This window comes from Pseudofrankia coriaricola (assembly GCF_032027725.1).
GTDB lineage: Bacteria > Actinomycetota > Actinomycetes > Frankiales > Frankiaceae > Pseudofrankia.
Genome location: NZ_JASNFO010000076.1, coordinates 43,997 through 70,033, shown reverse-complemented (window position 1 = coordinate 70,033; position 26,037 = coordinate 43,997). Strand labels below are relative to the sequence as shown.

Here is a 26,037-nt window from a genome sequence, read left to right as displayed (position 1 = left end):
TCTACCTCTGGCCTCTGGGACCCTGTGGGTTCCAGACAAGCCCAGGCAAGGAGCGAGCGATGGCGTTGCCACCCGCCGACGGGTCGCGTTCGGGTCGAGGGCTCCCGGCGGCCCTTCGCCGGTCCCTGGTCGACGTGGTCGGCGGAGAGCACGTGCTGACGGACTCGCGGACCGCCGGGTACGCGATCGACTGGACCGGCCGGTACCGCGGTTTCACCCCCGCCGTCGTCCGGCCACGGGATACCGCTCAGGTCGCCGCGGTGCTCGCGCTGTGTGCCACGACGGGCATGCCCGTCGTGGCGCAAGGCGGCAACACCGGCCTTGTCGGCGGCGGGGTGCCGCGCTCCGGCGAGCTCGTGCTGAGCCTGGGACGCCTCGACCGTCTAGGCCCGGTCGACGGGGACGGGATGCAGGTGACGGCCGAGGCCGGTGTGACCCTGCAACGGCTCGCGGACGCGCATCCCGACCTGGACTTCGGGGTGGTCATCGCCAGCCGCCACAGCGCGACCGTGGGCGGCGCGATCGCCACGAACGCGGGCGGCCTGCGCGTCCTGCGCAACGGGCCCATGCGCGCGCAGATCCGCGGTATCGAGGCGGTCCTGTCGGACGGCACCGTCCTGTCGCACCTGTCGGGACTGGTCAAGGACAACACGGGCTACGACTACCCGAGCCTGCTGGCGGGTTCGGAGGGCACCCTGGCGGTCGTCACGAAGGCGCGCCTGCGACTGGTGCCGCGCATGCGCGACCCGGTCGTCGCGCTCCTGGGCCTGCCGGGGCTGGCGGACCTGCACAGCCTGGCGGCCAGGGCGGTCCGGGAGATCCCCGGGCTGGTCTCGGCGGAGTTCTTCACCAGTACGGGGCTCGACATCCTGCTACGGCACACCGACCTGACGCCGCCACTGAGCGTGCCCGCCGAGGCCTACCTCCTGCTTGAGGCATGCGGGGCCGGCGCGATGGAGGCTCTCGCCGAGCTAGCCGGCGATCTGCCAGCCGCCGTCGCCAGCGGCGCGGCCGACCGTGCCCGCCTCTGGGCGTACCGGGAGCGGCATCCCGAATTGGCGGGCCTCCTGGCGCCGCCCCTCAAACTCGACGTCTCGGTCCCCGCCGCCCGCTGGGTGGAGCTGGCCACGCGCGTCGACGACGTGGTGGCCGCCGTGGACCCTGGAGCGCGGGTCATCACGTTCGGCCATGTCGCGGACGGGAACGTGCACATCAACATCGCCCCGGTCGCCGAGGCGGATGGCCGTCACCAGGACGCGGTCTTCGCCTTCGTGGCTGACCTGGACGGCTCGATCTCGGCGGAGCACGGCATCGGCGCGCTGAAGGCCGCCTGGCTGCCACTCTCCCGCACAGCCTCCGAACGGGCGATCTTCGCCCGCATCCGCACCGCGTTCGACCCAGCAGGAATCCTCAACCCCACCGTCCTACCACGCTGAGGGGCCCATTCCAGGCCCCGACATCGGGGAGCTGGGGATCGTCCCCATGCGATGTCGCGGCCGTGGCGAGCCCGACCGGAGGTCGGTGAGCAGGATCGCCCAGCCCGTGCCCCCGGCGGGATGCCCGGTAGAAGGGGGAGGCGCTGACCTGGGCGTTTGTGAACACCAGCCAGAGGACACCCGACCAGAGGAACGACAGGAACGATCTCATCATCTTTGCCTTTCGAGCGAACGGGGGCGGGGTAGCGGTTTCGGTGCGAGCGAATGCGCTTCCGAAACGTTGGTGTGGCTGCCCGCACCAGCGTTGCTCGTTCCGGCGAGGCTGGGTGGTGGCGCTCCCGACGTTGGCGGGGCCCCGAGTCGGGGCGGGCGTCAGCGGGCCGGGCAGATGGTGAACATGGCCAGCAGTCCAATGTTGTTGAGAACGGCCTGGTCGATTGTCGAGTTGCCCAGTCCGTAACGCTGCGCCATCGAAGGGGTGGCGACCTTCCGGCTGGTGGCCATGTCCGAGCAGTCCGCCCGGCCGTCGCTCAGGATTTGCGCGTCTGTCTTGCCGCTGGCGAGGTCGGGGAACTCCCGGTGAAACGCTCTCACATACCTGCCGGCGCCGTCGCCGTCGCTGTCACTGCTGATCCCGGCCGTCGGGCTTGCTGGCACCCCCGCCGCGGCAGCCCCGGGCGACGTACTCACCACCGACGTGTCGGCCGCGTTGTCCATCGGGGCCGACGTGTCGGCCGCGTTGTCTACCGGGCCGCAGGCGGCCAACGCCGCGACCCCGACGGCCGCGGCTATCAGAGTAAGTCGCCGGTACATGGCTTTTCCCTTTCGTGTCGTCCGCCACCCGGCCGAGGAGGACCTCCTCAAAGGTGTGGCGGTAAGAACCGGTCACAGACATCCGACCGAAGATCGGTGGACGGGCCCCGGTCTCGATATCCGTCCTTTGCGTACCTGACGATCATGTCCCAGTGGGGCCTTTCCGTCGTCATCCGCCCGCTGACATTCCCCGCTACCACGAGCGCGGTACACACCGTCGGGCACATCCCGCAGCCGGAGACAAGCCACCCGAAATCCGATCACGGAACGTCACGGCCGACCCAAAGACCACAGATCAATAACTCGCGGACTTGCGCCTCGGCGGCGCCAGCGAACCGACGTGCTCAGCCAGTGGGCCAGCACCGGCGGCGACGGCGCGCCAAACACTGGCGACAGGTCTTCACCGACCTACGCAACCGCGGCGGGGCCGACGGCTCATCCTCGTCCGCGACCGGCTGACGGCCTGCCCGAGCCGGCGAGTGCGCGGTCAGGTCGCGACGGGTCCCAGGCCTTTCGTGTTCGTCCCGGTGCCGTTCCCGCTGCCCGGCTCGATCGGTGAGGGCGACAGTGGCGGGGCGCCGTCATCGTCGCCAGTGCGAGGATGCGCGGACCGTGACCACAACGTCCACCGGGTGGGACGCCGGCTCTCACTGAGCAGGCGTCGCCACCCGGTGGTGTCGGTGTCGCCGGTTGTCCCGGCAGGCGATCGGTTGATCGTTAGCGGTTCCTCTGCCAGTGCTGGCCCGCGGGAGCGGGCGACGCGTAGTGCGCGGCCCCGACAAGGACATCCGCGTGCGTTTCCGCCTCGGCGGCTCCGACAAGGACATCCGCGTGCGTATCCGCCTCAGCGGCTCCGACAAGGACACTCACGGGCCGTGTACCCGTCGTCTCGGGGGACGGTCCTTCGACGGCGAGGCGTGGGGTGATGCGGTCGGCCCATCGAGGGTATGCCCATACCCGGTTGCCGATCATGCGCATGAGGGCTGGGACGAGGACCATGCGGACGACGAAGGCGTCCACGACTACGGCGAGTGCCAGGCCGATGCCGATGCTGGAGACGACGCGTTGGCCGCTGAACCCGAATGAGGAGAACACGCAGAGCATGATGACGGCCGCGGTGGCGATGACTTTGGTGGTCTCGGTGAGGCCGACGCGGATCGAGCGGGTGTTGTCGTGGGTGTGGGTCCATTCTTCGTGCATGCGGCTGACGAGGAAGACCTGGTAGTCCATGGAGAGGCCGAACATGACGCCGACGATCATGACTGGGACGATGTAGGAGATCGGTGCGCCGTCTCCGACGCCGAGCAGTTTGCTGGCCCAGCCCCACTGGAAGATCGCGGTGAGGACACCGAGGGCCACGGCGATCGTCGCGAGGTTGCTGACGGCTCCGACGAGGGGTAGCAGCAGGCTGCGGAAGGCGAGTGCCAGTAGCAGGAATCCGAGCAGGGCGACCAGCGCCAGGTAGAGCGGTAGCTTGCTCATCAGCGCGTGCGCGATGTCGATATTGCTTGCAGTCTCGCCGCCGATGTCGACCTTGAGGTGGCTGCCGGCCGTGGCGGTCGGGATGATGTCGTTGCGTAGGTGATCGACCAGGTTGACGGTGGCTTTGGCTCCCGCGCTGCTGGAGGGCGTGACCTGGATGACCTGCACGCCGTCGCGGGCGGGGATTGGGGCCGAGACGGAGGCGATGTCGGGCACCGACGGCAGGTTCTTGGCCAGTGTGTTCAGTGCCTGCGCGGAGCCGGCGTCGGGGGTCTCGGCGACCAGGATGAGGGTGGCGTCGATGCCCTTGCCGAACGCGGGGCTGATCAGCTCGTAGTACTGCCGTGAGGTCGAGTGGGCTGGGTCGCTGCTGGCGTCTGCTTCGCCGACGCGCATCGCGAGCACCGGGACCGCGAGCGCGGCCAGCACGATCAGCGCGAGTGTGGCCATCGGTCGGGGGAATCGGGTGACGAGCGCCGCCCAGAGCCCGGCGGGTGTGCGGCGGGGCCGCTTCCTGCGCGTCGCTGCCGGGGTTGTCTCCTGGCCGAGCAGGCGGCGGCGCTGGCGCTTGGACAGCACGCGTAGGCCGAGGATGGACAGCAGCGCGGGTAGCAGGGTGATCGCGGCGAGCACGGTGAACAGTACGGTGACCGCGGCGGCCTGGCCCATGCCGGTGAGCACGCCCATGCCGACCACGACCATCGCCAGCAACGCGGCGATCACTGTCAGGCCGGCGAAGATTACCGCCCGGCCGGACGTGTTCACGGCCTCCTGGATGGCCTCGGTGACGGACGCTCCGGCGGTCAGGGCCTTGCGGTGTCGGTTGACAACGAACAGGGCGTAGTCGATGCCGACTCCCAGGCCGATCAGCGACCCCAGTGTGATCGAGTCACTTGACAGGTTGACGAAGTGGGAACCGACCATCACGAACAGCAGTGAGGTGACCACGCCCGCGACGCCGGTGACGATCGGGAGGGCCGCGGCCCACGCCGAGCGGAACATCAGTAGAAGGATCAGCAGTGCCGCCACGATGCCGACGACCTCGGCGATGCCACCGGACTTGGTCTTGGGCGCGAACGCCTGCCCGCCGATCTCGACCTGCAGGTCGCTGTTCTCGATCGACTGCGCGACCTTCTGGACCTGGTCGACGTTGACGCCGTGGGTCACGGTCACGTTGGCGTAGGCCGTGTTCTGACCGACGTTGAGCTGCGCGGCGTCGCCGGCGGTGTACGGACTTTGCACAGCCTTGACGTCAGGCAGCGACGCGACCTTGTTCAGCATGCTGGAGACGTCGGCGCGCACCTGCGCCGTGTCGACACTCTGACCGGTCGTGTGCCAGACTATGCGACCTGTTTCGGTCGAGGTGGCCGACGTGCCAAGCAGCGTGTAGGCGTGTGACGACTCACTGTTGGGCAGGTCGGCGATGGTCTTGAAATTGGACCCCATCCCGACGACGAGGCCGATCAGGACAACGACGGCGCCGACCCAACCCCCGAGGACGACGAAGCGATGCCGAGAGCACCACCGGGCGAGAGTGTGCACTGAACTGCCTTCCATGAGTCCGAACGTGGCAGCTCACGGTCCCGCGAAATCCAACGTGGAACGTCCATCCACCGTCGTCATCCGCGCCTACCACGGCGGCGGTACTTCGACCCACGAACCTGCACCGGCCGGCGCGCGCACACGCGCGGCACCGCGCCCCAGGCCGCTACGCCCGACGCCTCGGCGCCGACCGCGTACCGCCGACCGCGGACCGCGTACCGCCGACCGCGGACCGCGTACCGCCGACCGCGGACCGGCGCGCCGGACCACGCGCCAGGCCCGGTGGCCCTGGGACAGCGCCTCGCATCGTGCCGCGCCGGGCAGGGCGCTCCGCCAGTCCGGGCAGGGTGCTGTCCTTGAACGAGGTGAGCCGGACCCGCATCCCAATCTTTTGTGACCAGCGGTCACTAACGGGGTTAGGGTTGCCTTCATGACCGCATCCGTGCCGTCCTCCAGCAACACGACCCGGCTCCCGGTCGGCCCACAGCCGGTCCCGTCCCGCCCGGCGGTGGCGCTGGCGCTGGCCTGCGTCGGAGTGTTCGTGATCATCCTGGATGCGACGATCGTCTCGGTCGCGCTGCCGCATATCGGCGCTGACCTGCGCTTTGGCCGTTCCAGCGTGGCTTGGGTTGTCAACGCCTACACGCTGGCCTTCGGCGGGGCCCTGCTCGTGGCCGGGCGGCTGGTCGCCAACCATGGCACGAGGTTCGGTTTCCTCACAGGCGTCGGCTGCTTCGGGATCGCCAGCCTGGCCTGCGGTCTGGCGCCGACGGCTTGGGTGCTGGTCGCGGCGCGCGCGTTGCAGGGGCTGGCCGGCGCGCTCGTCATGCCCGCCACCCTGACCATGGCCACCGCGGCGTATCCCGACGAGCGGCGGCGGGCCAGGGCACTGGGGCTCTGGAGCGCGGTCGGCGCCGCCGGCGGGGCGGCCGGGACCGTCGCGGGTGGCTTGCTGACCGATCTGGCCGGCTGGCGCTGGGTGTTCCTCGTCAACGTCCCGATCACCCTCGCCGCCGTCCTCGGCGGCCCGCGGGTGCTGGCGGCCGGTCGAAGCGGATCGACGCGGGCACGACTCGACCTGCCCGGTGCCGCCCTGGCGACGGCGGGACTGGTCGCGCTCGTGTACGGGGTGCTCGACGGCGGCACCGATGGCTGGTCCGGCGCGCGGGTCGTCGCCTCTCTCACAGCCGCCGTCGTGTTGCTGGGCCTGTTCCTGATCCACCTGCACCGCTGGACCAGTGCCCCGCTGGTACCGCCGCGCCTCTTCCGCTCGCGGCATGTCAGTACCGCCAACGCCGTGATCTTCTGCCTCGGCCTCGGCTTCTTCGCCAGCCCTGTCCTGCTGTCCCTCTACCTGCAGGACGCGCTCGGCTACAGCCCGCTGCGGGCTGGGCTGGCGTTCCTGCCCGCCGCGGCCGCGCTGTTCGTCGGTGCCCAGACCGCCGGCCAGCTGACCCACCGGTTCGGCGTCCGGACCGTCGCAACAGGCGGGGCTCTCGGCGCCGTCGCCGGCTTCGGCTGGCTCACCCAGCTCAGCGACCACACCTCCTACTGGCCTGGCCTGGTCCTCCCGCAGCTGCTGTTCGGGCTCGGTATCGGCACCGCCTTCACCCCGATCACCCTCGCCGCGACCGCCGTGCCACCGGCACTCGCCGGCGTCGCCGCCGGAGTGCTCAACACCGTCCGCCAGGTCGCCGCCGCCCTCGGGCTCGCCATCCTGTCCACCCTCGCCACCAGCCAACCCGGTGATCCGGCCACCGGCTACGACCAGGCATTCCTCATCGCCACCTGCACCGCCCTCGTCGCAGCCGCCGTCGCCGCGCTGCTCCTTCCGCAGCGCCCAGCCGCGCCGCCCTCGACAGCGTCCGATCGCTCCGCGCCCTGAGGTGACCTGGTCTGGATGACTGGCCCTTGCCCCGGGTCCAGTCGCTGTCCGTAGCGACAACCTGGACGGCCCGCAGGCGGCGGCGGGCCGGATACCGGCAGCTGCCAGGGCGGTAGCTGACGGACGACGTATGAGTCGGCGACGGCCCAGGACAGAATCCCGCGACGTCCACCGCCGGGCGGACACGCACGAACCGGCCGTCGACGCTGAAGCCCAACGCCGGCTCGCGGTCGCCTTCACCGAGGCGCGCTGCGGCCAGCTGGGCAGGCTGTCGAAACTTCTTAGCCTGTCGAGACCTGATCTACGGTCTCGGGCGGGTTGTCCTCAGCTCGCCGCCTGGTAGGTCGCGACCCCGGAGCGCCGGACGTCGCCGGGTAGCGCGTGCAGCGCGGAGAAGTCGCCTTTGAGGTAGGCGTCGAGGAATGCGGTTACTGACTGGTCGAGCGTCTGGCCGGCCTGCTCGAAGAACATCGTGGAATGACCGGCGCCGCGCAGGGTGAGGAAGTAACGCGGCCCGCGAAGCGTCCTGAACATCTCGGCGCTCTTGTCCAGCGGTACGGTCTGGTCTTGGTCGCCGTGCAGGATCAGCAGTGGGGTCGGTGGGTTACCGGCGAAGGTTCCCTTGAAGGCCGCGATAACCCCCGCCATCGACACCACAGCCTTGACTCGAGGGTCCCGGCAGCACGACAGGTAGGCGGCCGCGAGCGTGGTCGCCGCGCCGAGCGAATGGCCGGCGATCGCCAGGCAGCTCGCCTGGAGATGACCGGCCAGCGGCGTGCCAGCGGTCGTGCTCCAGGCGCTGAGCGAGGTAATGACGAAACTGACGTCGGCCGGCTGGTTAGGCAGGTCGAAGATCGTCCCGCCTGGGCCGCTGGAGAGCGGGAAGGTCGGGGTGGCCACGACGTAGCCCTGGCGGACGAGCGGAGCCGCGATGACGTTCGCCGCGACGGTCCCGTCCGAAGTCACCCCATGGGACAGCACGACCAGCGGGAACCGACCCGGAGCAGAAGCCGCGCCCGCGATGGCCGGCGCGGCCGGGGCGGCATCGGCCGCCGGGATGATCGGATAGCTCACGACGACCGGAATCGTGCGGTCGGGCTTGCCGGCCAGGTCGCGGTCAGGCGCGGCGCCCGTCGGACGGCTGTGGTCGACGAACGTGACCTGTGTCTGGCCGATGCCGAAACCGCCGTGAACCGAGGCGGCCGGGTCGCCGGCCGGAAGGCACCCGCGCGCAGAGGCCGCGGTGGCTGAGGCTGTCGCCGTCGGTCGTGCCTGGTCGCCGGAACACCCGGTGAGCAGCACAAACGTCAGGGTGAAAACCCCTGCCAGAGCCGGCCCCCGCGAGACCCGCCCGAGTGATCTGTCCACGCTGATGCCCCCCGCCGCGTCCCGCGGCACCCTCGGCGGCGTGCCCGCCTCGCCGCGGCCGATCCCCGCCAGCGGATCAGCGGCCCTCACGATAGCGGCCCAGCAGTCACCCGGTTCATCAGGAATGCCTGGATTGCGCCTTGGTCTGAAACCAGCCACGCCGCGTCCTGTCGACCTGGCCTCGTCCTCGCGCACTCGGACTCGGTTTGCCGGCTCCGGGGAGAGGCACCCCTGGGGCGATGCGGCCACGCGTCTGGTCGCGCAGCCGTGCGAACACGGCGTGACCGGCGGCGATCCGCGGACTCGACCGTTGGACTGGCGCTGCCAGTTCTTCAGGTTCGGGACACCGGCCTCCTGGCAACGAGTGCGTCGGCGGGACGCCCCTCAGCCTCGCCCGGTGCGACAGACCTGGTTGGCGCCGCACCGTAGACACTTGTCTTTTTAGTGACACATGTCAATAATCCTCGTCGTGGAGACCGCACTTACGGAGCCCGTCCGGGCAGGGGACCGACGGGTTCGCCGATCGCGGGCCGCTCTCATGGGGGCCGCGGTGTCTCTCGTGGTCGAACGAGGCACCTCAGCCGTCGGAGTGTCTGATATCGCCCGAGCCGCGGACGTGAGCCGGCAGTTGCTCTACCAGCAGTTCGGCGACCGCGACACGTTGCTGCTGGAAGCCGCACTCGATCTGGCGAGGCGCGAACTCGTGCCGAGTATCTCGGAGGCGCCGGACACGCGGACGCGCGTGCTTGCGACGACCCAGCATTTCGCCCATCACCGGTCTTTCTACCGGGCGATGATGACCGGACCGTGCTCCTACGAACTGTCCAAGGTGCTGCAGGGTGTGCTCCATGATTTCAACGCGCAGCTTGTGCTCCAGGCATCTGACCGACGCCTTCCCGCGGATCTGGTCGAGGACCTCACCGGATTCGTCATCGGCGGGTGGGCCGCGATCTTCAATTCCTGGGTGGTCGACGGTCCGGATCCCCTCGATGCCGAGGCGTTCGCCGACCGGCTGATGCGGCTGTTGACCGTCCTTACCGTCACCATCCACACAGAGCCTGAACCCAGAAGATAGGACAACGAGAACGATGAGACGCGTGATTCGGGCCCGTGATTCGCTCTCCGGCCAGCGTCGAGTATTACCCGGCGTGCGGTGCCTCGGGGTGATCAGCAGCCTGGTCGCCGTTGGACTCGTCGCATCCGCGTGTTCTAGCTCAGACACGACGGGTACGACGTCGGCATCGTCGTCGGCGGAGGCCCCATCACGACCCGTAGGCCCGGCTGCCACGTTCCAGGAGCTGGCAGGCGGAAAAGGCGTCAACATGGGTTCCCCGGTCTCGGTGAACCTGCAGGGCACCGGGTACGTCGAGCAGGAGTACGCGGCGTCCGGGACAGCGACCTCGTACAAGGCGCAGGGCGGGTACGCCGACGACGGGCGCTGGACGTTCACGCCCGACAGCACCGCGGCTTACAGCACCCGGGTGCTGGTACGCCGGCCGGCCGCCGCCAAGGACTTCAACGGCACCGTGGTCGTCGAATGGCTGAACGTCAGCTCCGGCGTCGACTCGGACGTGGAATGGTGGAACACCCACGAAGAGATCATGCGGCAAGGCGACATATGGGTCGGCGTCTCGGCGCAACGCATCGGCGTCATGGGCGGCCCCGCCCTTACTCCGTCCGCCGCCGGAAGCGTCACCCCAGGGCTGAAGGGGACGGACCCGGCACGCTATGGCTCGCTCAACCAGCCCGGTGACGGCTACGCATTCGACATCTTCACTCAGGTGGCGCGGACGATCCGGGCCGGCGCCACGGCGACGGGCGGACTGACGCCGCGACGTCTGCTCGCTGCCGGGGAGTCCCAGTCGGCCTACGCGATGGTCGCCTATCTCAACGGCGTGCAGCCGCTCACGCACGAGTTCGACGGGTTCCTCGTCCACAGCCGAGGTGCCGGCGCTATGGCCCTCGCCGCCCCCGGCCAACCCGCCAGCATCCAGGGTGCCAACGCGACCCCGGCGACGATCATCCGAACCGATACCGACGTTCCCGTGATTGATGTCCAGACCGAAGGCGACCTCACCGTCGTTCTGAACTCGGTGCAGGCCCGCCAACCCGACACCAACCGGTTCCGGCTGTGGGAGGTCGCCGGAGCCTCGCATGCGGACACCCACTCGGTCGGCCCGTTCGCGAGCGCCCTCAACTGCGCGGTCGCGATCAACAATTCCCCCACCCACATCGTCGTCAAAGCCGCCCTGCACGCCCTCGACGCCTGGGCCCGGACCGGAACGCCGCCGCCGACCGCACCCCGCATCGACGTCACCACCGGCGCCACCCCTCAGGTGGTGCGCGACGCCGACGGCATCGCCCGCGGAGGCATCCGCACCCCACCGGTCGCCGTACCGGTTGACGTCCTGTCCGGCACCCCTGACCCGAACCCCTCATCGATCTGTGTGCTGTTCGGCTCGACCACGCCGTTGCCCGCGACTCGCCTCGCGGCGCTCTACCCGTCGCGCGACGCCTACCTCCAGAAGTACAACGCCGCGACGGATGCCACGATCAAAGCCGGATTCGCTCTGACCGCCGACCGCCCCGCCCTGATCGCCTACGCCCAACCATCACGCATCCTTTAGCACCCCAGGCAGTGTGGGGCAGGCGCGGCGACCTCGCCGCGCCTGTCCCTTTCCTGGGGTGTCAGTTGAGCGGCCTGACCCGCACGATCCGGATGGACGTGCTGGAGGTGCCGGCGGCGGGGAAGGCGACGCCGCCGTCGGACCAGCCATCGCCGTTAGCGGGCTCGCCGTCGCCCCTTCAGTGGAAAGCGTCGGCGTGCGCTTCCGCCCACTGCTCGAAGGTGCGTGAGGGTTGGCCTGTCACCTCCCGCACCGTTGGTAGGACCTGGGATTCGTCGAGTGTTCCGTCGACGTAGAAGCTGAAGAAGGCGTCGACGTACTCGGCCGGCATACTTGCCTCCATCTGCGCCCGGGCCTCGGCGTTCGACAGCTCCTCGCAGCGCAGCTCCCTGCCAAGCGCCTTGCCCAGCACCGCGACCTGGTCGGCGGGCAGAAGCGATTCGGGGCCAGACAGCCGGTAGATCTGCCCCTCGTGGCCGTCGACCAGCAGAGCCCGGGCCGCGACCGCCGCGATGTCGTACGGGTCGACAGCGGCGGCCCGCACGCCGCCGAACGGTACGCGCACCACGTCACCGATCCTGAGCTGTGGCACCCACCGCAGCGCATTGGACATGAACGCTCCAGGCCGCAGAAAGGTCCAGCCGACTCCTGCCTCCCGCACGGCACCCTCGGAAACGATCATGTAGCGGGCAACCGCGTTGTTCGTGTCCCCGCTTCCGGCCGAACCCCCCGACAGCAGCACGACCCGCTCCACGCCGGCCAGCCGAATCTGGTTGAGCAGGCCCGGCATGTCCGCATACCCGGGCAGCAGGAACACGCCACGAACACCGGTCAGCGCACCGGCCAGACTTTCCGGCTGGTTCAGGTCACCGACACCCACCTCGACGCCATCCGGCAGCCGGCCCCGCCGCGGGTCGCGCACCAGCGCGCGCACCCGCTCGCCCGCCTCGACCAAGGCGCGCACCAACTCCGCCCCTACGTTGCCGGTCGAACCCGTCACCAAGATCATTTTCTCGCCTTCTCGACGTCGCGCCCTGAGTCGATCATCGGCCGTTTACCTGAGCTTCTCTCTGGTTGACCGGCCGATCCGGATCAGATCTTGAAGATGCTCAGGTAGGTGGACGGGGTAAGCGCCTCGAAGTCCTCGTGGGTCGAGCCGGCTGCTGCCGCATAGCCGTCGCCGGCCGCCAGGACCTGGCCCTGGTTGCGGATCTGTCCGGCCAGTAGGTAGAAGAACTCGGCGTATTTGTGCTCATGGGGGGTGCCGCGATAGCCGGCGTCGGCCTCGACGAGTGCCACAAAATACCCATCCGCGCTGCCGATGACCTTCGCCCGAGCGTTGCCCTCCTGCCCCCAGGGACTCCAGTCGATCCCCTGGGCACGGCCGATTTCCCAACCTTCCAATGACGGGATCATCCAGATTTCCCCTCATATTTCACTTATGTATCTTTCCGTCGTAAAGATACCTTTCCAGTGGAAAGATTGCAAGTAGGATCGGTGGCATGGCGGCCGGCACCCACCCCTACCACCACGGCGACCTGCGGCGAGCCCTGGTGGACGCGGCCGTCGGCCTGATCGAGGAGGTTGGCCCGGCTGCCATGACCCTGCGGGAGGTCGCTCGGCGGGCGGGCGTCTCCCACGCATCCGTCACCTACCACTTCGGCGACAAGGCCGGGTTGCTCACGGTCCTCGCCGCCGATGGTTATCGGATGCTGGGCGACACGCTCCGCGAAGCGCACCGGTCCCGCCACAGCTTCCTGGAGGTGGGAGTCGCCTACGTCCGCTTCGCGGTGACTCACCACGCCTACTTCGAGGCCATGTTCCAGCCCGAGCTGCATCGCCGCGACGACGCCGAACTCCGCGCGGCGAAGGCGGCCACATCGACATTGCTCTACGGCACGGATCATCCAGACGACGGCCAGCGCGCCGCCGGTGTCGCGGCCTGGGCAATCGTCCACGGAATTGCGGCCCTGTGGCTCACCGGGAACCTCCCCGAAGAACTGGGCCACGACCCCGAGGAGATCACCCGTATCGTCGCCGGCCACCTCAGGGTGGGGGGCCGCTGACCAGAGAATCCATGGCCCTCTACGCCAGGCGCCGGCGGGAGATCCCGAAGCCGTCGATCGCCGCGGTCCAGGGCAGGTGCATCGTCGCTGGGCTTGTGAGTGCGCCGGCCGTACCCGTTCTCGCAAACGCGTCTTCCGGATAGCGGAAGGGTCGGTACCGGCGCCTCTGCCGCGGCCCGCACACTCCTGATGTCCGCACGTCTGGAGGAGAGCGTGACTGACGTCATCCGCAATCAGTGGTTCGTCCGCAACCAGTGGTATGTGGCCGCCTACGGCGCCGAGGTCGGCCGCGAGCTGCTCGCCCGCACGATCTGCGGCGAGCCGGTCGTTCTCTACCGGACGGAAGACGGCGTGGCGGTCGGGCTGGCGGACCGGTGCGTCCACCGTCGCTTCCCGCTGTCGGAGAGCCGGCTGGTCGGCGACCTGATCGTCTGTGGCTACCACGGCTTCACCTACGACACGACCGGGACCTGCGTGGCCGTCCCGGCGCAGCACCGGATCCCCCGGACCGCCCGGGTGCCCGCCTACCCGGTCGTCGAGCGGGACTCGTTCGTCTGGGTGTGGATCGGTGACCGGGACCGGGCGGACGAGCACCTGGTGCCGCGGGCGCCATGGCTCGACGACCCGCGCTACACCGTCGTGCGCGGGATGGAGCCGCTCGCCGCCCGGTACTCGCTGCTCGTCGACAACCTGATGGACCTCTCCCACGAGACCTACCTGCACGGCGGGTACATCGGGACGCCGGAGGTGGCGGACACCTCGACCACCACCGATGTGGACGAGGTGTGCGGCATTGTCAGGGTGTCCCGGCACATGGCCGACGCGGCCTGCCCGCCGTTCTACGCCCGCTCGACCGGCATCCAGGGGCGGATCACGCGCTGGCAGGACATCGAGTACCACCCGCCGTGCCTGTACTTGCTGCACAGCCGGATCGCGCCGGTCGGGGTGCTGCCCGGCCCGGACGGCGACGACTCGGCGGCGTTCCACGCCGAGATCGTCTATGGGATCACGCCGTCCACCGAGAGCACCACGTACGACTTCTGGGCGGTGGCCCGCGACTTCGCGGTCGACGACCAGAGCGTGACGGACTTCCTGCGGGAGAACAACCACGCCGTGGTCATGCAGGACGTCACCGCGCTGAACCTGCTCGAGCAGGTGATCGCGGCCGAGCCTGCCGGATACCAGGAGCTCAGCGTGAACATCGACACCGGCGCGCTCGCCGCGCGCCGCATGCTCGCACGTATGCTCGCCGGGTCGCGGCCGGCCCCGGCGCGGCCGGCCGCCACAGCCGCCGCCACGACATGATCACATGACCACGACATGACACGGCGGGCCCCGGGTGGGCGCTTGGTTCGTCATCCGGGTGGTGCGGGTTACCGGGTACGACCTGTTGGTCGGGGAGCGCCTCCGCGGGGCACGACGCGTAGCGGAGGACCCGGCCGAGGTCTGGCGGCGGCTGCTCGACCATCCGCTGGGACATGATGCGGGCGGCGCGGGAATCCAGACCAGACATCCCGACACTCTGACGAAGAGGCTTCCATGAGCCACTCCGACGGCCACAACGAGACGGAGCTGACCCTGGTCCTCGCGGGCAGGCAGGTCGTCGCCGACGGCGTCGCGCTGCTCACCCTGGAGGATCCCTGCGGTTCGCCGCTGCCTGTCTGGGAGCCGGGCGCGCATGTGGATCTCATCCTCGACGACGGCCTGGTGCGCCAGTACTCGCTGTGCGGCGACCCGGAACAGCCGGCCCGCTGGCAGGTCGCCGTGCTGCGGGAACGAGCGGGACGGGGCGGCTCGCAGCGGGTCCACGACAAGCTGGCCAAGGGCGACCGGGTCGCGGTCCGCGGGCCCCGCAACAACTTCGCCCTGGTCCTGTCGCCCCGGTACCAGTTCATCGCCGGCGGCATCGGCATCACCCCGATCCTGCCGATGGTCGCCGCCACCGAGGCGGCCGGCGCGGACTGGCGGCTGCTGTACGGCGGGCGCAGCCGCGCCTCCATGGCCTTCCTCGACGATCTCACCGCCCGCTACGGCGACCGGGTGACGGCCCGGCCGCAGGACACCCACGGGCTACTCGACCTGAGCATCCTCGACTCCCCGGTCGCGGACACCCTCGTCTACTGCTGCGGCCCCGAGCCGCTCCTGCGCGCCGTCGAGGACCGGTGCCGGGCGTGGCCGAGCGGTTCGCTGCACGTGGAGCGGTTCTCGCCCAAGGAGGTCACCCGGAACCGGCCGGACACCGATTTCGAGGTGCGCCTCGAACGCTCCGGGCAGACGCTGGTAGTACCGGCCGGCCAGTCGATCCTGCGGACGCTCGAGGAAGCCGGCGTCGACGTCCTTTACTCGTGTACCGAAGGCACCTGCGGGACCTGCGAGACCGTGGTGCTCGAGGGGATGCCCGACCACCGGGACTCGCTGCTCACCGAGGAGGAGCAGGCCGCGAACGACACGATGTTCATCTGCGTGTCCCGCTCCCGCACCCCGGTGCTGGTGCTGGACCTGTAGGCCGCCGCCCACACGGACGGGTCCGCCGAGCCACGATGACCACTGCGCCGATACCGGCCGGGCAGACCAACACGCCCCCGGCATCGCCCGCCGAGGCGGCCGCATGCTCCGTCGGCGTGGCCACGCCGGGAGTGCGCCGCCCAGTCGGGCCGAGGTCGGTCACCGGCCGGGCCTTGATGGTCCTGGAGGCATTCGCGCCAGGCCACACCGAACTGACGGTCAGTGAGATCGCCCGCCGGGCGGGACTACCGCTCACCACCGCGCACCGGCTGGTCGGCGATCTCACAGAGTGGGGGGCGTTGGAACGCGACGACCTCGGCCGCTACCAGGTTGGGCTGAGGCTGTGGGAGGTGGCTTCACTCGCGCCCCGCGGGCTGCGCCTGCGCGAGCTGGCCATGCCATTCCTCGAGGACCTCTACGAGGTCACTCACGAGAATGTGCAACTCGCCGTCCGGGCGGACCACGAGGTCGTCTTCGTGGAACGGATCGCGGGCAGGCACTCCGTCGGAGTGCTGACCCGGGTCGGGGGCAGGTTTCCGGCGCACGCGACAGGGGTGGGGCTGGTCCTCCTCGCCTACGCGCCGCAGGAGGTGCAGGAGGCAGCGCTGGCTGGGCCGCTCCGTCGCTTCACCGAGAAGACGATCACGGATCCGGTGGTCCTGCGCCGGACGCTGGACGGTGTCCGACGGACTGGACTCGCGGTGAGCGACCGTCAGGTGACGATGGACGCGCTGTCGGTAGCGGCGCCGGTCGTCGACCGGGCGGGGAACGTCGTGGCGGCTCTGTCCCTTGTCGTGCGGGCGAGCGCCGCGCGGCCGTCCAACCCGATCGACGGAGTGATGAACGACAGCAGATGGTCACCGGCGAACAGCAAGGTCCGCATGCCTGAGCTGTACACACCCGCGTCGACGACCTGCTCGAGCATCACCGCGCCCGACGCGCTCGGACCAGCGGTCCGCACAGCCGCCCGCGGCATCAGCCGCGCGCTCGCCGGCGGGATCCCCACCCCACCGGCCGCCTGACTCGCCACCGGACCCAGCAGCCGACGCGCAGCCGACTCACGCCGGTGGTAGGGCGCCGAGCTGGCGTGAGATCCCTTGTGCAGCGACGTGGAGCGCGGCGGTGACCCCGCCGCGGTCGCGCCTGAGGGTGGGTACGACGACACCGATCGCGGCCACCACCTGGCCGTGTCGGTGAACCGGTGTGGCGACGGAGCAGGCGCCCAGCGACATCTCCTCGACCGTCGTGGCGTATCCGACGCGTCGGATCTGCTTGAGCTGTTCGTTGAGCCGGCCCGGTTGGGTGATCGTGTACGGGGTCACCCGCGGAAGGGACGACAGGACGCCGCGCCGGACGTCGTCCGGCGCGTGGGCGAGCAGCACCTTGCCGACGCCGGTGGCGTGCAGCGGCAGCACCGAGCCGACCGAGCTGACCACCGGCACCGAGTCCCGACCGGCCATCCGCTCCAGGTACAGCACCTGGTGGCCGTCGCGCACCGCCAGGTGGACGGTGGCGCGCGTGGCGGCGTGGATGTCGTGCAGGAACGGCGCGGCTGTCTCGCGCAGGGTCGACGCGATCGGGGCGAGCAGTCCGAGCTCCCACAGGCGCCGGCCGATGACGTAGTCGTCGTCGGTGCGCGCCAGGGCGCCGTGGCGCACAAGCTCTCCCACCAGGCGATGGGCCGTGGGTAACGGCAGGTCGGCGCGCCGGGCGATGTCCGACAGCGGCAGTCGCGGGTGGTGGTCGTCGAACGCGCCGAGGATGGCCATGATCCGGCCCGCGACGGTCGCGCCCGGGGTGCTGGTGTTACCCGCCATACGGCCGATTCTTCCACTGAGCGGAAGCATCCGCGGTCGCGGTCACCGCTGGCGCTCCTACGCTGCGCTGCATGAGCAGTATCGCCGTTCCGGCGCCCGAGCTGGAGCCGCAGTCCGTGATCAGCTCCGAGATCGCGGCGATCGAGGCTGGCTACCGGCAGGCGGGCGTCGAGGAGACCCAGCCGAGGCTGGACTATCCGCCCTACCGCAGCAGCACTCTGCGGCACCCCACCGGCGACTTGTGCGACGTCGAGCCGGAGACGATCGAACGCTGGGCTCCTTGCTTCGGCGCCCGCGATGTCGACCCGCTGGAGGCCGACCTGACCGCGGGTCACGCGGGCGAACCGATCGGCGAGCGCATCATCCTGGCCGGGCGGGTCGTCGACGGTGCGGGCCGGCCGGTCCGCGGGCAGCTGGTCGAGATCTGGCAGGCCAACGCCGCGGGCCGCTACACGCACGAGCGAGATCAGCATCCGGCGCCGCTCGATCCGAACTTCACCGGAACGGGACGATGCCTGACCGACGCGGACGGCCGGTATCGGTTCCAGACGATCAAGCCCGGTCCCTATCCCTGGCGCAACCATTTCAACGCGTGGCGTCCGGCGCACGTCCACTTCTCGGTGTTCGGCAGCTCGTTCACCCAGCGCCTCGTCACGCAGCTGTACTTCCCGGGAGACCCGCTGCGGGCGCTCGACCCGATCTACCAGTCGATCATCGACGATCGGGCCCGCGACCGGCTGGTCGCGACCTACGACCACGACCTGACCAGCCATGAGTGGGCCACCGGCTACCGGTGGGACATCGTGCTGACCGGCGGCCGGCAGACCTGGTTCGAGTCCGAGGACGTCGCATGACGCCGACCGCGACCCCGGGTCAGACTGTCGGGCCGTTCTTTCACTACGCCCTCCCCTACGAGGGCGACCGCGATCTCGTACCGCCGGGCGGCCCGGGAGCGGTGGTCCTGCGGGGACAGGTGCTCGACGGCGCAGGCAACGCGGTGCCGGACGCGCTCGTGGAGCTCTGGCAGGCCCGCCCCGACGGGACCGTTGCGCGGGAGCCCGGCTCGCTGCGCCGCGACGGGTGGACATTCACGGGCTTCGGGCGGGCGGCCACCGGCGGGGACGGGTGCTACGCGTTCAGCACCCTGGTGCCCGGACCGACCGAGGCTGGCAGAGCGGCGTTCTTCGCCGTCACCGTCTTCGCGCGTGGCCTGCTGGACCGGCTTTTCACCCGGGCCTACGTGCCGGGCGATTCCGCGGCGCTGGCCGCCGACCCGCTGCTGTCCTCGCTGCCGGCCGAGCGCCGACGAACCCTGATCGCGTCGACTGACGAGCGCGGCTTCGTGTTCGACATCCGCCTGCAAGGCGGCGACGAGACCGTCTTCCTGCGCTACCCGGGCCAGTGAGCCCCCGTGAGTGATCTTTTCTGGCCCGGCGACGAGCGCGCCGGCGACCTGGTCACCGAGGCGTCGTGGCTGGCGGCGATGGCGCGCGTCGAACAGGCCTGGCTCGATGCGCTCGCCCGGGCGGAAATCGCGCCAACCAGCGCCGAGCTGACCGGCCTCGTCGGGCCGGACGAGCTGGCCACCGTCGCTCGCGCCGCCGAAGCCACCGGCAATCCGGTACCAGCGCTCGTGGCGCTGTGGCGGGAGCGCGCCGCGGGACCGGGCGCCCACTGGGTCCATCGCGGCCTCACCAGCCAGGACGTGATCGACACAAGCCTCGTCCTGCTGCTGCGCGACGTGGTGAACCGGGTCCGCCAGGAGCAGCGCGACCAGGTCGGCTCGCTCGCCGCGCTAGCCCACGCCCACCGGGGCACGGTGATCGCCGGTCGTACCCTCACCCAGCACGCGGTCCCGACGACGTTCGGGCTCAAGACGGCCGGCTGGCTGACCGGGGTGCTCGACGCGGCCGACGCGCTCGACCGGGTGGCGCTGCCCGGGCAGTTCGGCGGTGCGGCCGGGACGCTGTCGGCTGCCGTCGAGCTGGCGAGGCTGCGCGGCGTCGCGGACCCGGTCTCGGCGGTGTCGAGCGCCGTCGCGGACGCCGCGTCCGCGCTCTCGCTGCGGCCCGCCGCGCCCTGGCACACGACGCGTACGACGTTCACCGCGATCGGCGACGCGCTGGTGGCCGGCACCGACGCCTGGGGCCGCCTCGCCGCCGACGTGGCCACGCTGTCCCGCCCGGAGATCGGCGAGCTCGCGGAGCCGGCCGCGGGCGGGCGCGGCGGCTCGTCGACCATGCCCCAGAAGCGCAACCCGGTCCTCTCGGTGCTGATCCGCCGCGCGGCCCTCACCGCGCCGGCGCTGGCTTCGACGCTGCACCTCGCGGCGGCGCTGGCCGGGGACGAGCGGCCCGACGGCGCCTGGCACGCCGAGTGGTCGACGGTGCGCGACCTGGCCCGGCGCGCGGTCGTCGCGGCCAGCCACACCAGCGAGCTGCTGCGCGGCCTGCGGGTCGACGTCAACCGCATGCGCGCCACCGCCGAGGCCGCCTGGCCTGGCCTGACGGCCGAGCGCCGCTCGGTGGCCGCCTTCACCGGCGGCGAACCGTGCGAGGACGGGTACCTCGGCGTCGCCGACGACGTCATCACCGCCGTGCTCGCCCGCGCGCACGCCAACCTGGCGGCCACGCGGTGACCGTGCCCCGCATCACCGGTGGCAGGCTCGCCGGGCGTCCTCACCAGCCCCTGCTCGTCGTCGGACCGTCGCTGGGCACCTCGTCGACGGCCCTGTGGGCCACGGCGGCCGGCCTGCTCGGGGACACCTTCCACGTCGTCGGCTGGGACCTGCCCGGCCATGGTGCCGCGCCTGTCCACGGGCCGTTCACGATCGGCGAGCTGGCCGCGGGCGTTCTTGCCTACGTGGAGGAGGTGGCCGCGGCGCGCGGTGACGGCGCGACCCAGTTCGCCTACGCGGGGGTCTCTCTCGGCCCTGGCTAGCGCCACGGCTTAATGTCCCGGCAGCAGTGCCTGCCACATCTCGTACAGGCTCGCCTGAACCCGTGCCACCTCGCGCGCAGCGAGTGAGCGGGTCATCCGGTTTTCCAGGTTGGCGACCGGCGCGGCGAATTCCTCGAGGAGGTGCTGGCCCGCGTCGGTGAGGTGAACCAGGGATTCGCGGCGGTTGCGCGGGTTGGTCTCGCGGCGGATGAGGCCGCGTTCCTCGAGGGTGCGCAGCATGTCCGCCATCGATTGTGGGGTCACGAACGAGTCGCGGGCGAGCCGCGCCGCGGAGACGGCGCCGGAGCGCTCGAGCACGGTGAGCGCAGTGTATTGGGGGGTCGTCACGCCGGACGCGCGGAGCGCGTCGTCGAGACCGGCCCGGACGGCCAGCTCCAGGCGCTTCACCGCGTACAGCAGCGACGGGGGCGGGTGGTCCACGCTGCCTCTCAACCTTCGGAAGACCACGAGCATTGACAGGAAACCTGATGATACTCGACACTTAAGATCATCAGGTTTCCTGTTGATTGGACCAAGCCTCGTGCCCGATCTCGCCGCCCTGCCGCCCTCGCTGAGGCTCGACCGCACTGGGGACGTCGCCGTCCTGAGCCTGAGCCGGGCCAAGAAACGCAATGCCCTTGACGACGCGACCGTCCTCGGGCTGGGCGCGTTTTTCGCCGCACCGCCGGGCTGGGCGCGGGCCGCCGTGCTGGCGGCGGACGGCAGCCACTTCTCGGCGGGCCTCGACCTCGGTGAGCTCCGTGAACGTGACACCCTCGACGGCCTGCACCACTCCCGGATGTGGCATCACGCCTTTGGGCAGATCGAGTCGTGCCCGGTGGCGGTGATCTGCGTTCTGAAGGGGGCAGTCATCGGCGGCGGGCTTGAGCTCGCCTGTGCCACCCATATCCGGGTGGCGGAGCGGTCGGCGTTCTTCGCGCTGCCGGAGGGCGAGCGGGGCCTGTTCGTCGGCGGCGGGGGGTCGGTACGGATCCAGCGGCTGATCGGGGCAGCTCGGATGACCGACATGATGCTCACCGGGCGGGTGCTCTCCGCCGCCGACGCGGAACGGTACGGCCTGGCCCAGTACGTCGTCGACGACGGCGCCGGCCTGGACACCGCGCTCGGGCTCGCGGCCCGGGTCGCCCAGAACTCGCCGGTCACGACCTACGCGGTGCTCCACGCGCTGCCGCGGATCGCGGAGGCCGGCCCCGAGGCGGGGCTGCTCCTGGAGTCGCTGATGTCGGCCGTCGCGCAGGACAGCGTCGAAGCCAAGGACCGGATGCGCGCCTTCCTCGACGGGACGGCCGCGAAGGTGACCAACCCACAGGAGTCGAACCGATGACGGCCACAGCGCGCCGGGCGGGTGCCCCGGACCTTCTCTACCGCCCGGGACCGGAGGTCACCGACGGCGCCCGGGTTCAGGACTACCTCGGCTGGCTCGCCCGCGAGCGTGGCCTCACCTTAGCCGGCTGGGCGGACCTGCGGGCCTGGTCGGTCGATCGCCTCGAGGACTTCTGGGAGTCGATCTGGCACTACTTCGGGGTGAAGGCACACGCCCGCTACGACCGGGTCCTCGTCGAGCGGTCGATGCCGGGCGCCCAGTGGTTCACCGGTGCCACCCTCAACTACGCCGAGCACTGCTTCGCCACGGCGGACCGGGCCGACAGCCTCGCGGTTCTCGGCTACTCGCAGACTCGCCCGCCGGTCGAGCTCACGTTCGGTGAGCTCGCCGAGCAGGTCCGCCGGGCCCGCGCTGGCCTGCGCCGTCTCGGCGTCGGGCTGGGCGACCGGGTCGCGGCCTATCTGCCGAACTGCCCGGAGACGCTGGTGGCCTTCCTCGCGACTGCGAGCCTCGGTGCCATCTGGGCCAGCTGCGCGCCCGAGTTCGGCACACCGAGCGTGGTGGACCGGTTCGCCCAGATCGAGCCGAAGGTTCTGCTCGCGGTCGCCGGCTACACCTACGGCGACAAGCAGATCGACCGGTGCGCGGAGCTCGCCGCGATCCGGGCCGCGCTGCCGTCCGTCGAGCACCTCGTCCATGTCCCTTATGGACCTCTCGCCCTCGACGACACTCTCGACGACGCCGTCGCCTGGCCGTCGCTTCTCGACGCCGCCGACGACCCGCTGGAGTTCGAGCCGGTGGCGTTCGACCACCCGCTCTACGTCCTGTTCTCGTCGGGGACGACCGGTCTGCCGAAGGCCATCGTCCACTGCCACGGCGGGATCCTGCTGGAGCACTTGAAGAATCTCGGCCTGCACTGGGACCTGCGGCCGGCCGACCGGCTGCTGTGGTTCACCACCACCGCCTGGATGATGTGGAACGTCGGTGTCTCCAGCCTCGCCCTCGGCGCATCGGTCGTGATGATCGATGGCAATCCGTTGTACCCCGACCTGCGCGAGCAGTGGCGGCTGGTCGAGCGGACCGGGGCCACGCTGATGGGCGCGAGCCCCGGCTATCTCATGGCCTGCCGGCGCGAAGGGCTGCGACCGGCCGCGGAGTTCGACCTCTCGCGGCTTCGCCAGCTCGGCGTCGCCGGCAGCCCGTTCCCGGCGGAGGGGTTCCGCTGGGTGCACGAGCAGCTGGGTGACCGGGTGCTGCTCAACGTCGGCAGCGGCGGTACCGACGTCTGCACCGGCCTGGTGCAGGCGTCCCCGCTGCAGGCGGTCTGGGCGGGCGAGATGTCCGGCGCCAGCCTGGGCGTGGACGCGAAGGCACTCGACGAACGCGGGAACGTCGTGGTGGGTGACCTCGGTGAGCTGGTGATCGGTGCGCCGATGCCCTCTATGCCGGTCGGGTTCTGGGGCGACGACGGGAGCCGGTACGCGGCGGCGTACTTCGCCGAGTTCCCGGGGCTGTTCCGGTTCGGCGACTGGGTCAGGTTCTCCGAGGCGGGCACCTGCGTCATCACCGGCCGTTCGGACGCCACCCTCAACCGCGGCGGAGTGCGGCTGGGCACAGCCGAGTTCTACCGGGCGCTGCAGGACATCCAGGAGGTGAGCGACAGCGTCGTGGTCCACCTCGAGGACTCCGCCGGCGGGATGGGCGAGCTCATCCTGTTCGTGGTACCGAGCGAGGGTCACCGACTCGACGACGACCTGCGCCGCCGGCTCGGCCAGCAGATCCGCTCGGCGCTGTCGCCGCGCCACGTCCCGGACCAGATCGTCGAGGTCGCGGCCGTACCGTACAGCCGCACTGGCAAGAAGCTGGAGGTCCCGGTCAAGAAGATTTTGCGCGGCGCGGCCGTGGACGCCGTCGCCTCGCCGGGGTCGCTGCTCGACCCGGCGTCCCTCGACGCGTTCGCGCAGTTCGCCCTCCACCGCCAGGCACGGCCACGATGAGCGTCGCCGGAGTCGAGCGCGCGGCCGTCGTCGGGACCGGCGTGATCGGCGCGAGCTGGGCGGCGCTCTTCCAAGCTGGTCGCCGGCGTCGATGACGAGCTGACCGGCCTCGACCAGGCGCGGATGGTCGCCGAACGCGACGACCTCCTCGTGACGCTACTGGCCCTCAAGAACACCAGGAAGGCACTCCCGTGACCCGCCCCTACGCGCCAGCCATCGACACCGGCCGCATCGTGGCCCTCGACGTCCACACCCACGTCGAGTCCGACGGCCAAGGACACTTCTCCCTCGACGACGAGCTGCTGGACGCGTCTGCGAGGTACTTCCGCGTGGACCAGGACCGGACCCCGAGCCTCGCGCGGATCGCCCAGTACTACCGCGAGCGCGACATGGCCGCTGTCGTCTTCACCGTGGACGCGACCACGAGCCTGGGACACCCGGCGCTGTCGAGCGAGCAGATCGCGGCAGAGGCTGCCGAACACGCCGATGTGCTCATCCCCTTCGGCTCGGTCGACCCGCTGCGTGGCGCCGAGGCGGTCGCGCAGGCACGGCGGCTCGCCGAGGTCCACGGGGTCCGCGGGTTCAAGTTCCATCCGAGCCTGCAGGGCTTCGCGCCGAACGACGCCGCGTTCTACCCGCTCTACGCCGCCCTGGAGGAGCTCGAGACGATCGCCCTGTTCCACACCGGGCAGACCGGCATCGGCGCCGGCCTGCCGGGCGGACGGGGGATCAAGCTGCGCTATTCCGACCCGATGCTGCTCGACGACGTCGCGGCCGACTTCCCTGGCCTTGACATCATCATGGCCCACCCGGCCGTGCCCTGGGTCGACGCGGCGATCTCGGTGGCCACCCACAAGGCCAACGCCTACATCGACCTCTCAGGCTGGTCACCGAAGTACTTCCCGCCGCAGCTGGTCCGCCAGGCGGGATCGCTGCTGCGGCACAAGGTGCTGTTCGGCTCCGACTACCCGGTCCTCACCCCGGATCGCTGGCTGCGCGACTTCGCCGCCCTCGATCTGTCCGACGAGGTCCGCACGCTGATCCTCAAGGAGAACGCTCTGCGCCTCCTCAAGCTCGATCGGAAGATCGGGGCGGGAGCCGGGGCCCCACCAGCGGTGAGTTAGCCGGGTTCGCGGCGACGATCAACGCTCCGTTGTCGTCGTTGGTTCTGCTGGCCTCGACGGTTACAGCGTTTTCAGCCAGTTTACGAGGAGCCGGTTGACCTCGTCGGCTCGTTCTTGCTGAACCCAGTGACCGCAGCCGGGGAGTATGTGGCTGCCGCGTAGGCCTGGCAGGGTGTCGGGGAAGCGGGCGATGGCCCGGCTTCCCCACAGGGTCGGACTGTCCTTTTCCCCGCCGATGAAGAGGGATGGAACTCGGATGGGCGCGCCTCTCCACGGTTGGAGGTCCTGCCAGTCCCGGTCCACGTTGCGGTAGCGGTTGAGGGCTCCCCGGAATCCGGTCCGCTCGAACTCCTCGACATAGAACTCAAGGTCGTCCTCGGTGAGCCAGGCAGGGAGGCGGTCGGGAGCGGGAAAGCGGTCTCGCAGCATCTTTCCGCGCGCCACGGTGCCGGCGGGCTTTTCGTCCGACGCCGACGTCGCCCCGTCACCTGACGACGCGAGATAGCCGCCGAGCAGCCATGATCGAACGTCGATCTCGATCTCCCGCTCGGCCCGTCCCGGCTCCTGGAAGTAGTTGATGTAGAACTCCTCGTCCGGGCCGGCCAGCCTTCCCATCTCGGCGAAGGCATCGGTGGGCCGCCGACCGCCCGGGGGGCTGTACGGGACGCTGAGCAGAGCTACCGCGGTGAAGATGTCCGGTCGCAACAGGGCCGAGTGGGCGGCGATCGGCGCCCCCCAGTCGTGGCCGACGATGATCGCCGGTGAGCCCCGGCCGGCGAGCCCCTCTACCACCCCGAGGTTGTCGCCGACGTGCTGGAGCATCCCGTACGCCTCGACCTCGACGGGGGCGGAGGACCTCCCGTACCCTCGGACGTCGATTGCCACGGCCCGGAACCCAGCCTCGGCGATCGCTGGCAACTGGTGACGCCACGAGTACCACGACTCGGGGAACCCGTGGACGAACAGCACCAACCGACCGGACCCTTCCTCGACGCAGTGGATCCTCGTCCCCCGGGCGTCTACAACCTGGTGCCTCACAGGGCCAGACGATATGTGAACGACCCGCGCCACACATCCCTCTCCAGCGCGA

At 70.4% G+C, this 26,037-nt stretch carries 23 protein-coding genes; 15 read left to right on the top strand and 8 right to left on the bottom strand.

The annotated features are described in order from the left end of the window. The first annotated feature begins 59 nt into the window (after positions 1-59). Positions 60-1,436 (top strand): FAD-binding oxidoreductase, encoded by a 1,377-nt coding sequence (locus QOZ89_RS33880; protein ID WP_312627849.1) that lies wholly within the window; start codon positions 60-62, stop codon positions 1,434-1,436. Between the two features lie 372 nt (positions 1,437-1,808). On the opposite strand, the gene QOZ89_RS33875 is transcribed toward QOZ89_RS33880, so the two are convergent. Together QOZ89_RS33875 and QOZ89_RS33870 are read right to left on the bottom strand one after the other, a co-directional pair. After that, positions 1,809-2,249, bottom strand: a complete 441-nt coding sequence (locus QOZ89_RS33875) for a hypothetical protein (RefSeq protein ID WP_071049670.1) — start codon at positions 2,247-2,249, stop codon at positions 1,809-1,811. Between the two features lie 717 nt (positions 2,250-2,966). Beyond that, a complete protein-coding gene (locus tag QOZ89_RS33870) occupies positions 2,967-5,288 on the bottom strand; it encodes an MMPL family transporter (RefSeq protein ID WP_312627848.1) in 2,322 nt (773 codons plus the stop codon). Between the two features lie 415 nt (positions 5,289-5,703). On the opposite strand from QOZ89_RS33870, the gene QOZ89_RS33865 reads away from it, so the two are divergent. Then, positions 5,704-7,158, top strand: a complete 1,455-nt coding sequence (locus QOZ89_RS33865; RefSeq protein WP_312627846.1) for a DHA2 family efflux MFS transporter permease subunit — start codon at positions 5,704-5,706, stop codon at positions 7,156-7,158. A gap of 324 nt (positions 7,159-7,482) precedes the next feature. On the opposite strand, the gene QOZ89_RS33860 is transcribed toward QOZ89_RS33865, so the two are convergent. Continuing rightward, the gene (locus QOZ89_RS33860) at positions 7,483-8,616 is read right to left on the bottom strand and encodes an alpha/beta hydrolase family protein (protein WP_312627845.1); all 1,134 of its coding nucleotides are present in this window, start codon (positions 8,614-8,616) and stop codon (positions 7,483-7,485) included. Between the two features lie 448 nt (positions 8,617-9,064). Here QOZ89_RS33860 and QOZ89_RS33855 point away from each other — a divergent pair, with 448 nt between their 5' ends. Together QOZ89_RS33855 and QOZ89_RS33850 are read left to right on the top strand one after the other, a co-directional pair. Then, entirely contained in the window at positions 9,065-9,601 is a 537-nt protein-coding gene (locus QOZ89_RS33855; protein WP_241841831.1) for a TetR/AcrR family transcriptional regulator, read from the top strand. Positions 9,602-9,614: 13 nt separating this feature from the next. Further along, positions 9,615-11,153: an alpha/beta hydrolase domain-containing protein gene (locus QOZ89_RS33850; RefSeq protein ID WP_397428892.1), complete on the top strand. Its 1,539-nt coding sequence runs from the start codon at positions 9,615-9,617 to the stop codon at positions 11,151-11,153. A 178-nt stretch (positions 11,154-11,331) separates the two neighbouring features. On the opposite strand, the gene QOZ89_RS33845 is transcribed toward QOZ89_RS33850, so the two are convergent. After that, positions 11,332-12,162, bottom strand: coding sequence for an NmrA family NAD(P)-binding protein (locus tag QOZ89_RS33845; protein WP_071049667.1), 831 nt, complete (start codon positions 12,160-12,162; stop codon positions 11,332-11,334). An 83-nt stretch (positions 12,163-12,245) separates the two neighbouring features. Then, positions 12,246-12,569, bottom strand: coding sequence for a cupin domain-containing protein (locus tag QOZ89_RS33840; protein ID WP_071049666.1), 324 nt, complete (start codon positions 12,567-12,569; stop codon positions 12,246-12,248). An 86-nt stretch (positions 12,570-12,655) separates the two neighbouring features. Between QOZ89_RS33840 and QOZ89_RS33835 the strand changes: the two genes are divergently transcribed. The 4 genes from QOZ89_RS33835 to QOZ89_RS33820 all read left to right on the top strand — a co-directional run bounded on the left by QOZ89_RS33835 (position 12,656) and on the right by QOZ89_RS33820 (position 16,746). Further along, entirely contained in the window at positions 12,656-13,219 is a 564-nt protein-coding gene (locus QOZ89_RS33835) for a TetR/AcrR family transcriptional regulator (RefSeq protein ID WP_071049665.1), read from the top strand. Between the two features lie 213 nt (positions 13,220-13,432). After that, positions 13,433-14,524, top strand: coding sequence for a Rieske 2Fe-2S domain-containing protein (locus tag QOZ89_RS33830; RefSeq protein ID WP_241841829.1), 1,092 nt, complete (start codon positions 13,433-13,435; stop codon positions 14,522-14,524). A gap of 234 nt (positions 14,525-14,758) precedes the next feature. Then, on the top strand, positions 14,759-15,724 hold the full coding sequence (locus QOZ89_RS33825) for a PDR/VanB family oxidoreductase (protein WP_312627842.1): 966 nt from the start codon (positions 14,759-14,761) through the stop codon (positions 15,722-15,724). 35 nt (positions 15,725-15,759) lie between these two features. Then, on the top strand, positions 15,760-16,746 hold the full coding sequence (locus QOZ89_RS33820; protein WP_083418838.1) for an IclR family transcriptional regulator: 987 nt from the start codon (positions 15,760-15,762) through the stop codon (positions 16,744-16,746). Positions 16,747-16,782: 36 nt separating this feature from the next. On the opposite strand, the gene QOZ89_RS33815 is transcribed toward QOZ89_RS33820, so the two are convergent. Continuing rightward, positions 16,783-17,541 carry an IclR family transcriptional regulator gene (locus tag QOZ89_RS33815; RefSeq protein WP_071049662.1) on the bottom strand — a complete coding sequence of 253 codons (759 nt, stop codon included), beginning with the start codon at positions 17,539-17,541 and terminating at the stop codon, positions 16,783-16,785. A gap of 71 nt (positions 17,542-17,612) precedes the next feature. Between QOZ89_RS33815 and pcaH the strand changes: the two genes are divergently transcribed. Genes pcaH through QOZ89_RS33795 form a run of 4 tightly spaced genes read left to right on the top strand, consistent with a single transcriptional unit; the run spans position 17,613 to position 20,481 of the window. Continuing rightward, positions 17,613-18,395, top strand: coding sequence for a protocatechuate 3,4-dioxygenase subunit beta (pcaH, locus tag QOZ89_RS33810; RefSeq protein ID WP_071049661.1), 783 nt, complete (start codon positions 17,613-17,615; stop codon positions 18,393-18,395). Further along, positions 18,392-18,946, top strand: a complete 555-nt coding sequence (pcaG, locus tag QOZ89_RS33805) for a protocatechuate 3,4-dioxygenase subunit alpha (protein ID WP_071049660.1) — start codon at positions 18,392-18,394, stop codon at positions 18,944-18,946. The genes pcaH and pcaG overlap by 4 nt, the downstream gene beginning before the upstream one ends. Before the next feature lie 6 nt (positions 18,947-18,952). Continuing rightward, positions 18,953-20,179: a lyase family protein gene (locus QOZ89_RS33800; RefSeq protein ID WP_312627838.1), complete on the top strand. Its 1,227-nt coding sequence runs from the start codon at positions 18,953-18,955 to the stop codon at positions 20,177-20,179. Further along, a complete protein-coding gene (locus QOZ89_RS33795) occupies positions 20,176-20,481 on the top strand; it encodes an alpha/beta fold hydrolase (RefSeq protein ID WP_312627836.1) in 306 nt (101 codons plus the stop codon). Before QOZ89_RS33800 ends, QOZ89_RS33795 begins: the two co-directional genes overlap by 4 nt. Before the next feature lie 9 nt (positions 20,482-20,490). On the opposite strand, the gene QOZ89_RS33790 is transcribed toward QOZ89_RS33795, so the two are convergent. Then, a complete protein-coding gene (locus QOZ89_RS33790; RefSeq protein ID WP_312627834.1) occupies positions 20,491-20,955 on the bottom strand; it encodes a MarR family winged helix-turn-helix transcriptional regulator in 465 nt (154 codons plus the stop codon). Between the two features lie 49 nt (positions 20,956-21,004). Between QOZ89_RS33790 and QOZ89_RS33785 the strand changes: the two genes are divergently transcribed. The 3 genes from QOZ89_RS33785 (at position 21,005) to QOZ89_RS33775 (ending at position 24,947) form a co-directional block, all read left to right on the top strand. After that, positions 21,005-21,826, top strand: coding sequence for a crotonase/enoyl-CoA hydratase family protein (locus tag QOZ89_RS33785; RefSeq protein WP_312627832.1), 822 nt, complete (start codon positions 21,005-21,007; stop codon positions 21,824-21,826). Next, the gene (locus tag QOZ89_RS33780) at positions 21,823-23,823 is read left to right on the top strand and encodes an acetoacetate--CoA ligase (protein ID WP_312627830.1); all 2,001 of its coding nucleotides are present in this window, start codon (positions 21,823-21,825) and stop codon (positions 23,821-23,823) included. The genes QOZ89_RS33785 and QOZ89_RS33780 overlap by 4 nt, the downstream gene beginning before the upstream one ends. A gap of 215 nt (positions 23,824-24,038) precedes the next feature. Next, entirely contained in the window at positions 24,039-24,947 is a 909-nt protein-coding gene (locus tag QOZ89_RS33775) for an amidohydrolase family protein (RefSeq protein WP_312627856.1), read from the top strand. Positions 24,948-25,007: 60 nt separating this feature from the next. Here QOZ89_RS33775 and QOZ89_RS33770 read toward each other — a convergent pair whose 3' ends face one another. Next, positions 25,008-25,916 (bottom strand): alpha/beta fold hydrolase, encoded by a 909-nt coding sequence (locus tag QOZ89_RS33770; protein ID WP_241841849.1) that lies wholly within the window; start codon positions 25,914-25,916, stop codon positions 25,008-25,010. Between the last annotated feature and the right edge of the window lie 121 nt (positions 25,917-26,037).

Coding starts and splice junctions, on each gene's coding strand:
- QOZ89_RS33880 (WP_312627849.1), top strand. CDS start 60: ATGGCGTTGCCACCCGCCGACGGGTCGCGTTCGGGTCGAGGGCTCCCG.
- QOZ89_RS33875 (WP_071049670.1), bottom strand. CDS start 2,249: ATGTACCGGCGACTTACTCTGATAGCCGCGGCCGTCGGGGTCGCGGCG.
- QOZ89_RS33870 (WP_312627848.1), bottom strand. CDS start 5,288: ATGGAAGGCAGTTCAGTGCACACTCTCGCCCGGTGGTGCTCTCGGCAT.
- QOZ89_RS33865 (WP_312627846.1), top strand. CDS start 5,704: ATGACCGCATCCGTGCCGTCCTCCAGCAACACGACCCGGCTCCCGGTC.
- QOZ89_RS33855 (WP_241841831.1), top strand. CDS start 9,065: ATGGGGGCCGCGGTGTCTCTCGTGGTCGAACGAGGCACCTCAGCCGTC.
- QOZ89_RS33850 (WP_397428892.1), top strand. CDS start 9,615: ATGAGACGCGTGATTCGGGCCCGTGATTCGCTCTCCGGCCAGCGTCGA.
- QOZ89_RS33845 (WP_071049667.1), bottom strand. CDS start 12,162: ATGATCTTGGTGACGGGTTCGACCGGCAACGTAGGGGCGGAGTTGGTG.
- QOZ89_RS33840 (WP_071049666.1), bottom strand. CDS start 12,569: ATGATCCCGTCATTGGAAGGTTGGGAAATCGGCCGTGCCCAGGGGATC.
- QOZ89_RS33835 (WP_071049665.1), top strand. CDS start 12,656: ATGGCGGCCGGCACCCACCCCTACCACCACGGCGACCTGCGGCGAGCC.
- QOZ89_RS33825 (WP_312627842.1), top strand. CDS start 14,759: ATGAGCCACTCCGACGGCCACAACGAGACGGAGCTGACCCTGGTCCTC.
- QOZ89_RS33820 (WP_083418838.1), top strand. CDS start 15,760: ATGACCACTGCGCCGATACCGGCCGGGCAGACCAACACGCCCCCGGCA.
- QOZ89_RS33815 (WP_071049662.1), bottom strand. CDS start 17,541: ATGGCGGGTAACACCAGCACCCCGGGCGCGACCGTCGCGGGCCGGATC.
- pcaH (WP_071049661.1), top strand. CDS start 17,613: ATGAGCAGTATCGCCGTTCCGGCGCCCGAGCTGGAGCCGCAGTCCGTG.
- pcaG (WP_071049660.1), top strand. CDS start 18,392: ATGACGCCGACCGCGACCCCGGGTCAGACTGTCGGGCCGTTCTTTCAC.
- QOZ89_RS33790 (WP_312627834.1), bottom strand. CDS start 20,955: ATGCTCGTGGTCTTCCGAAGGTTGAGAGGCAGCGTGGACCACCCGCCC.
- QOZ89_RS33780 (WP_312627830.1), top strand. CDS start 21,823: ATGACGGCCACAGCGCGCCGGGCGGGTGCCCCGGACCTTCTCTACCGC.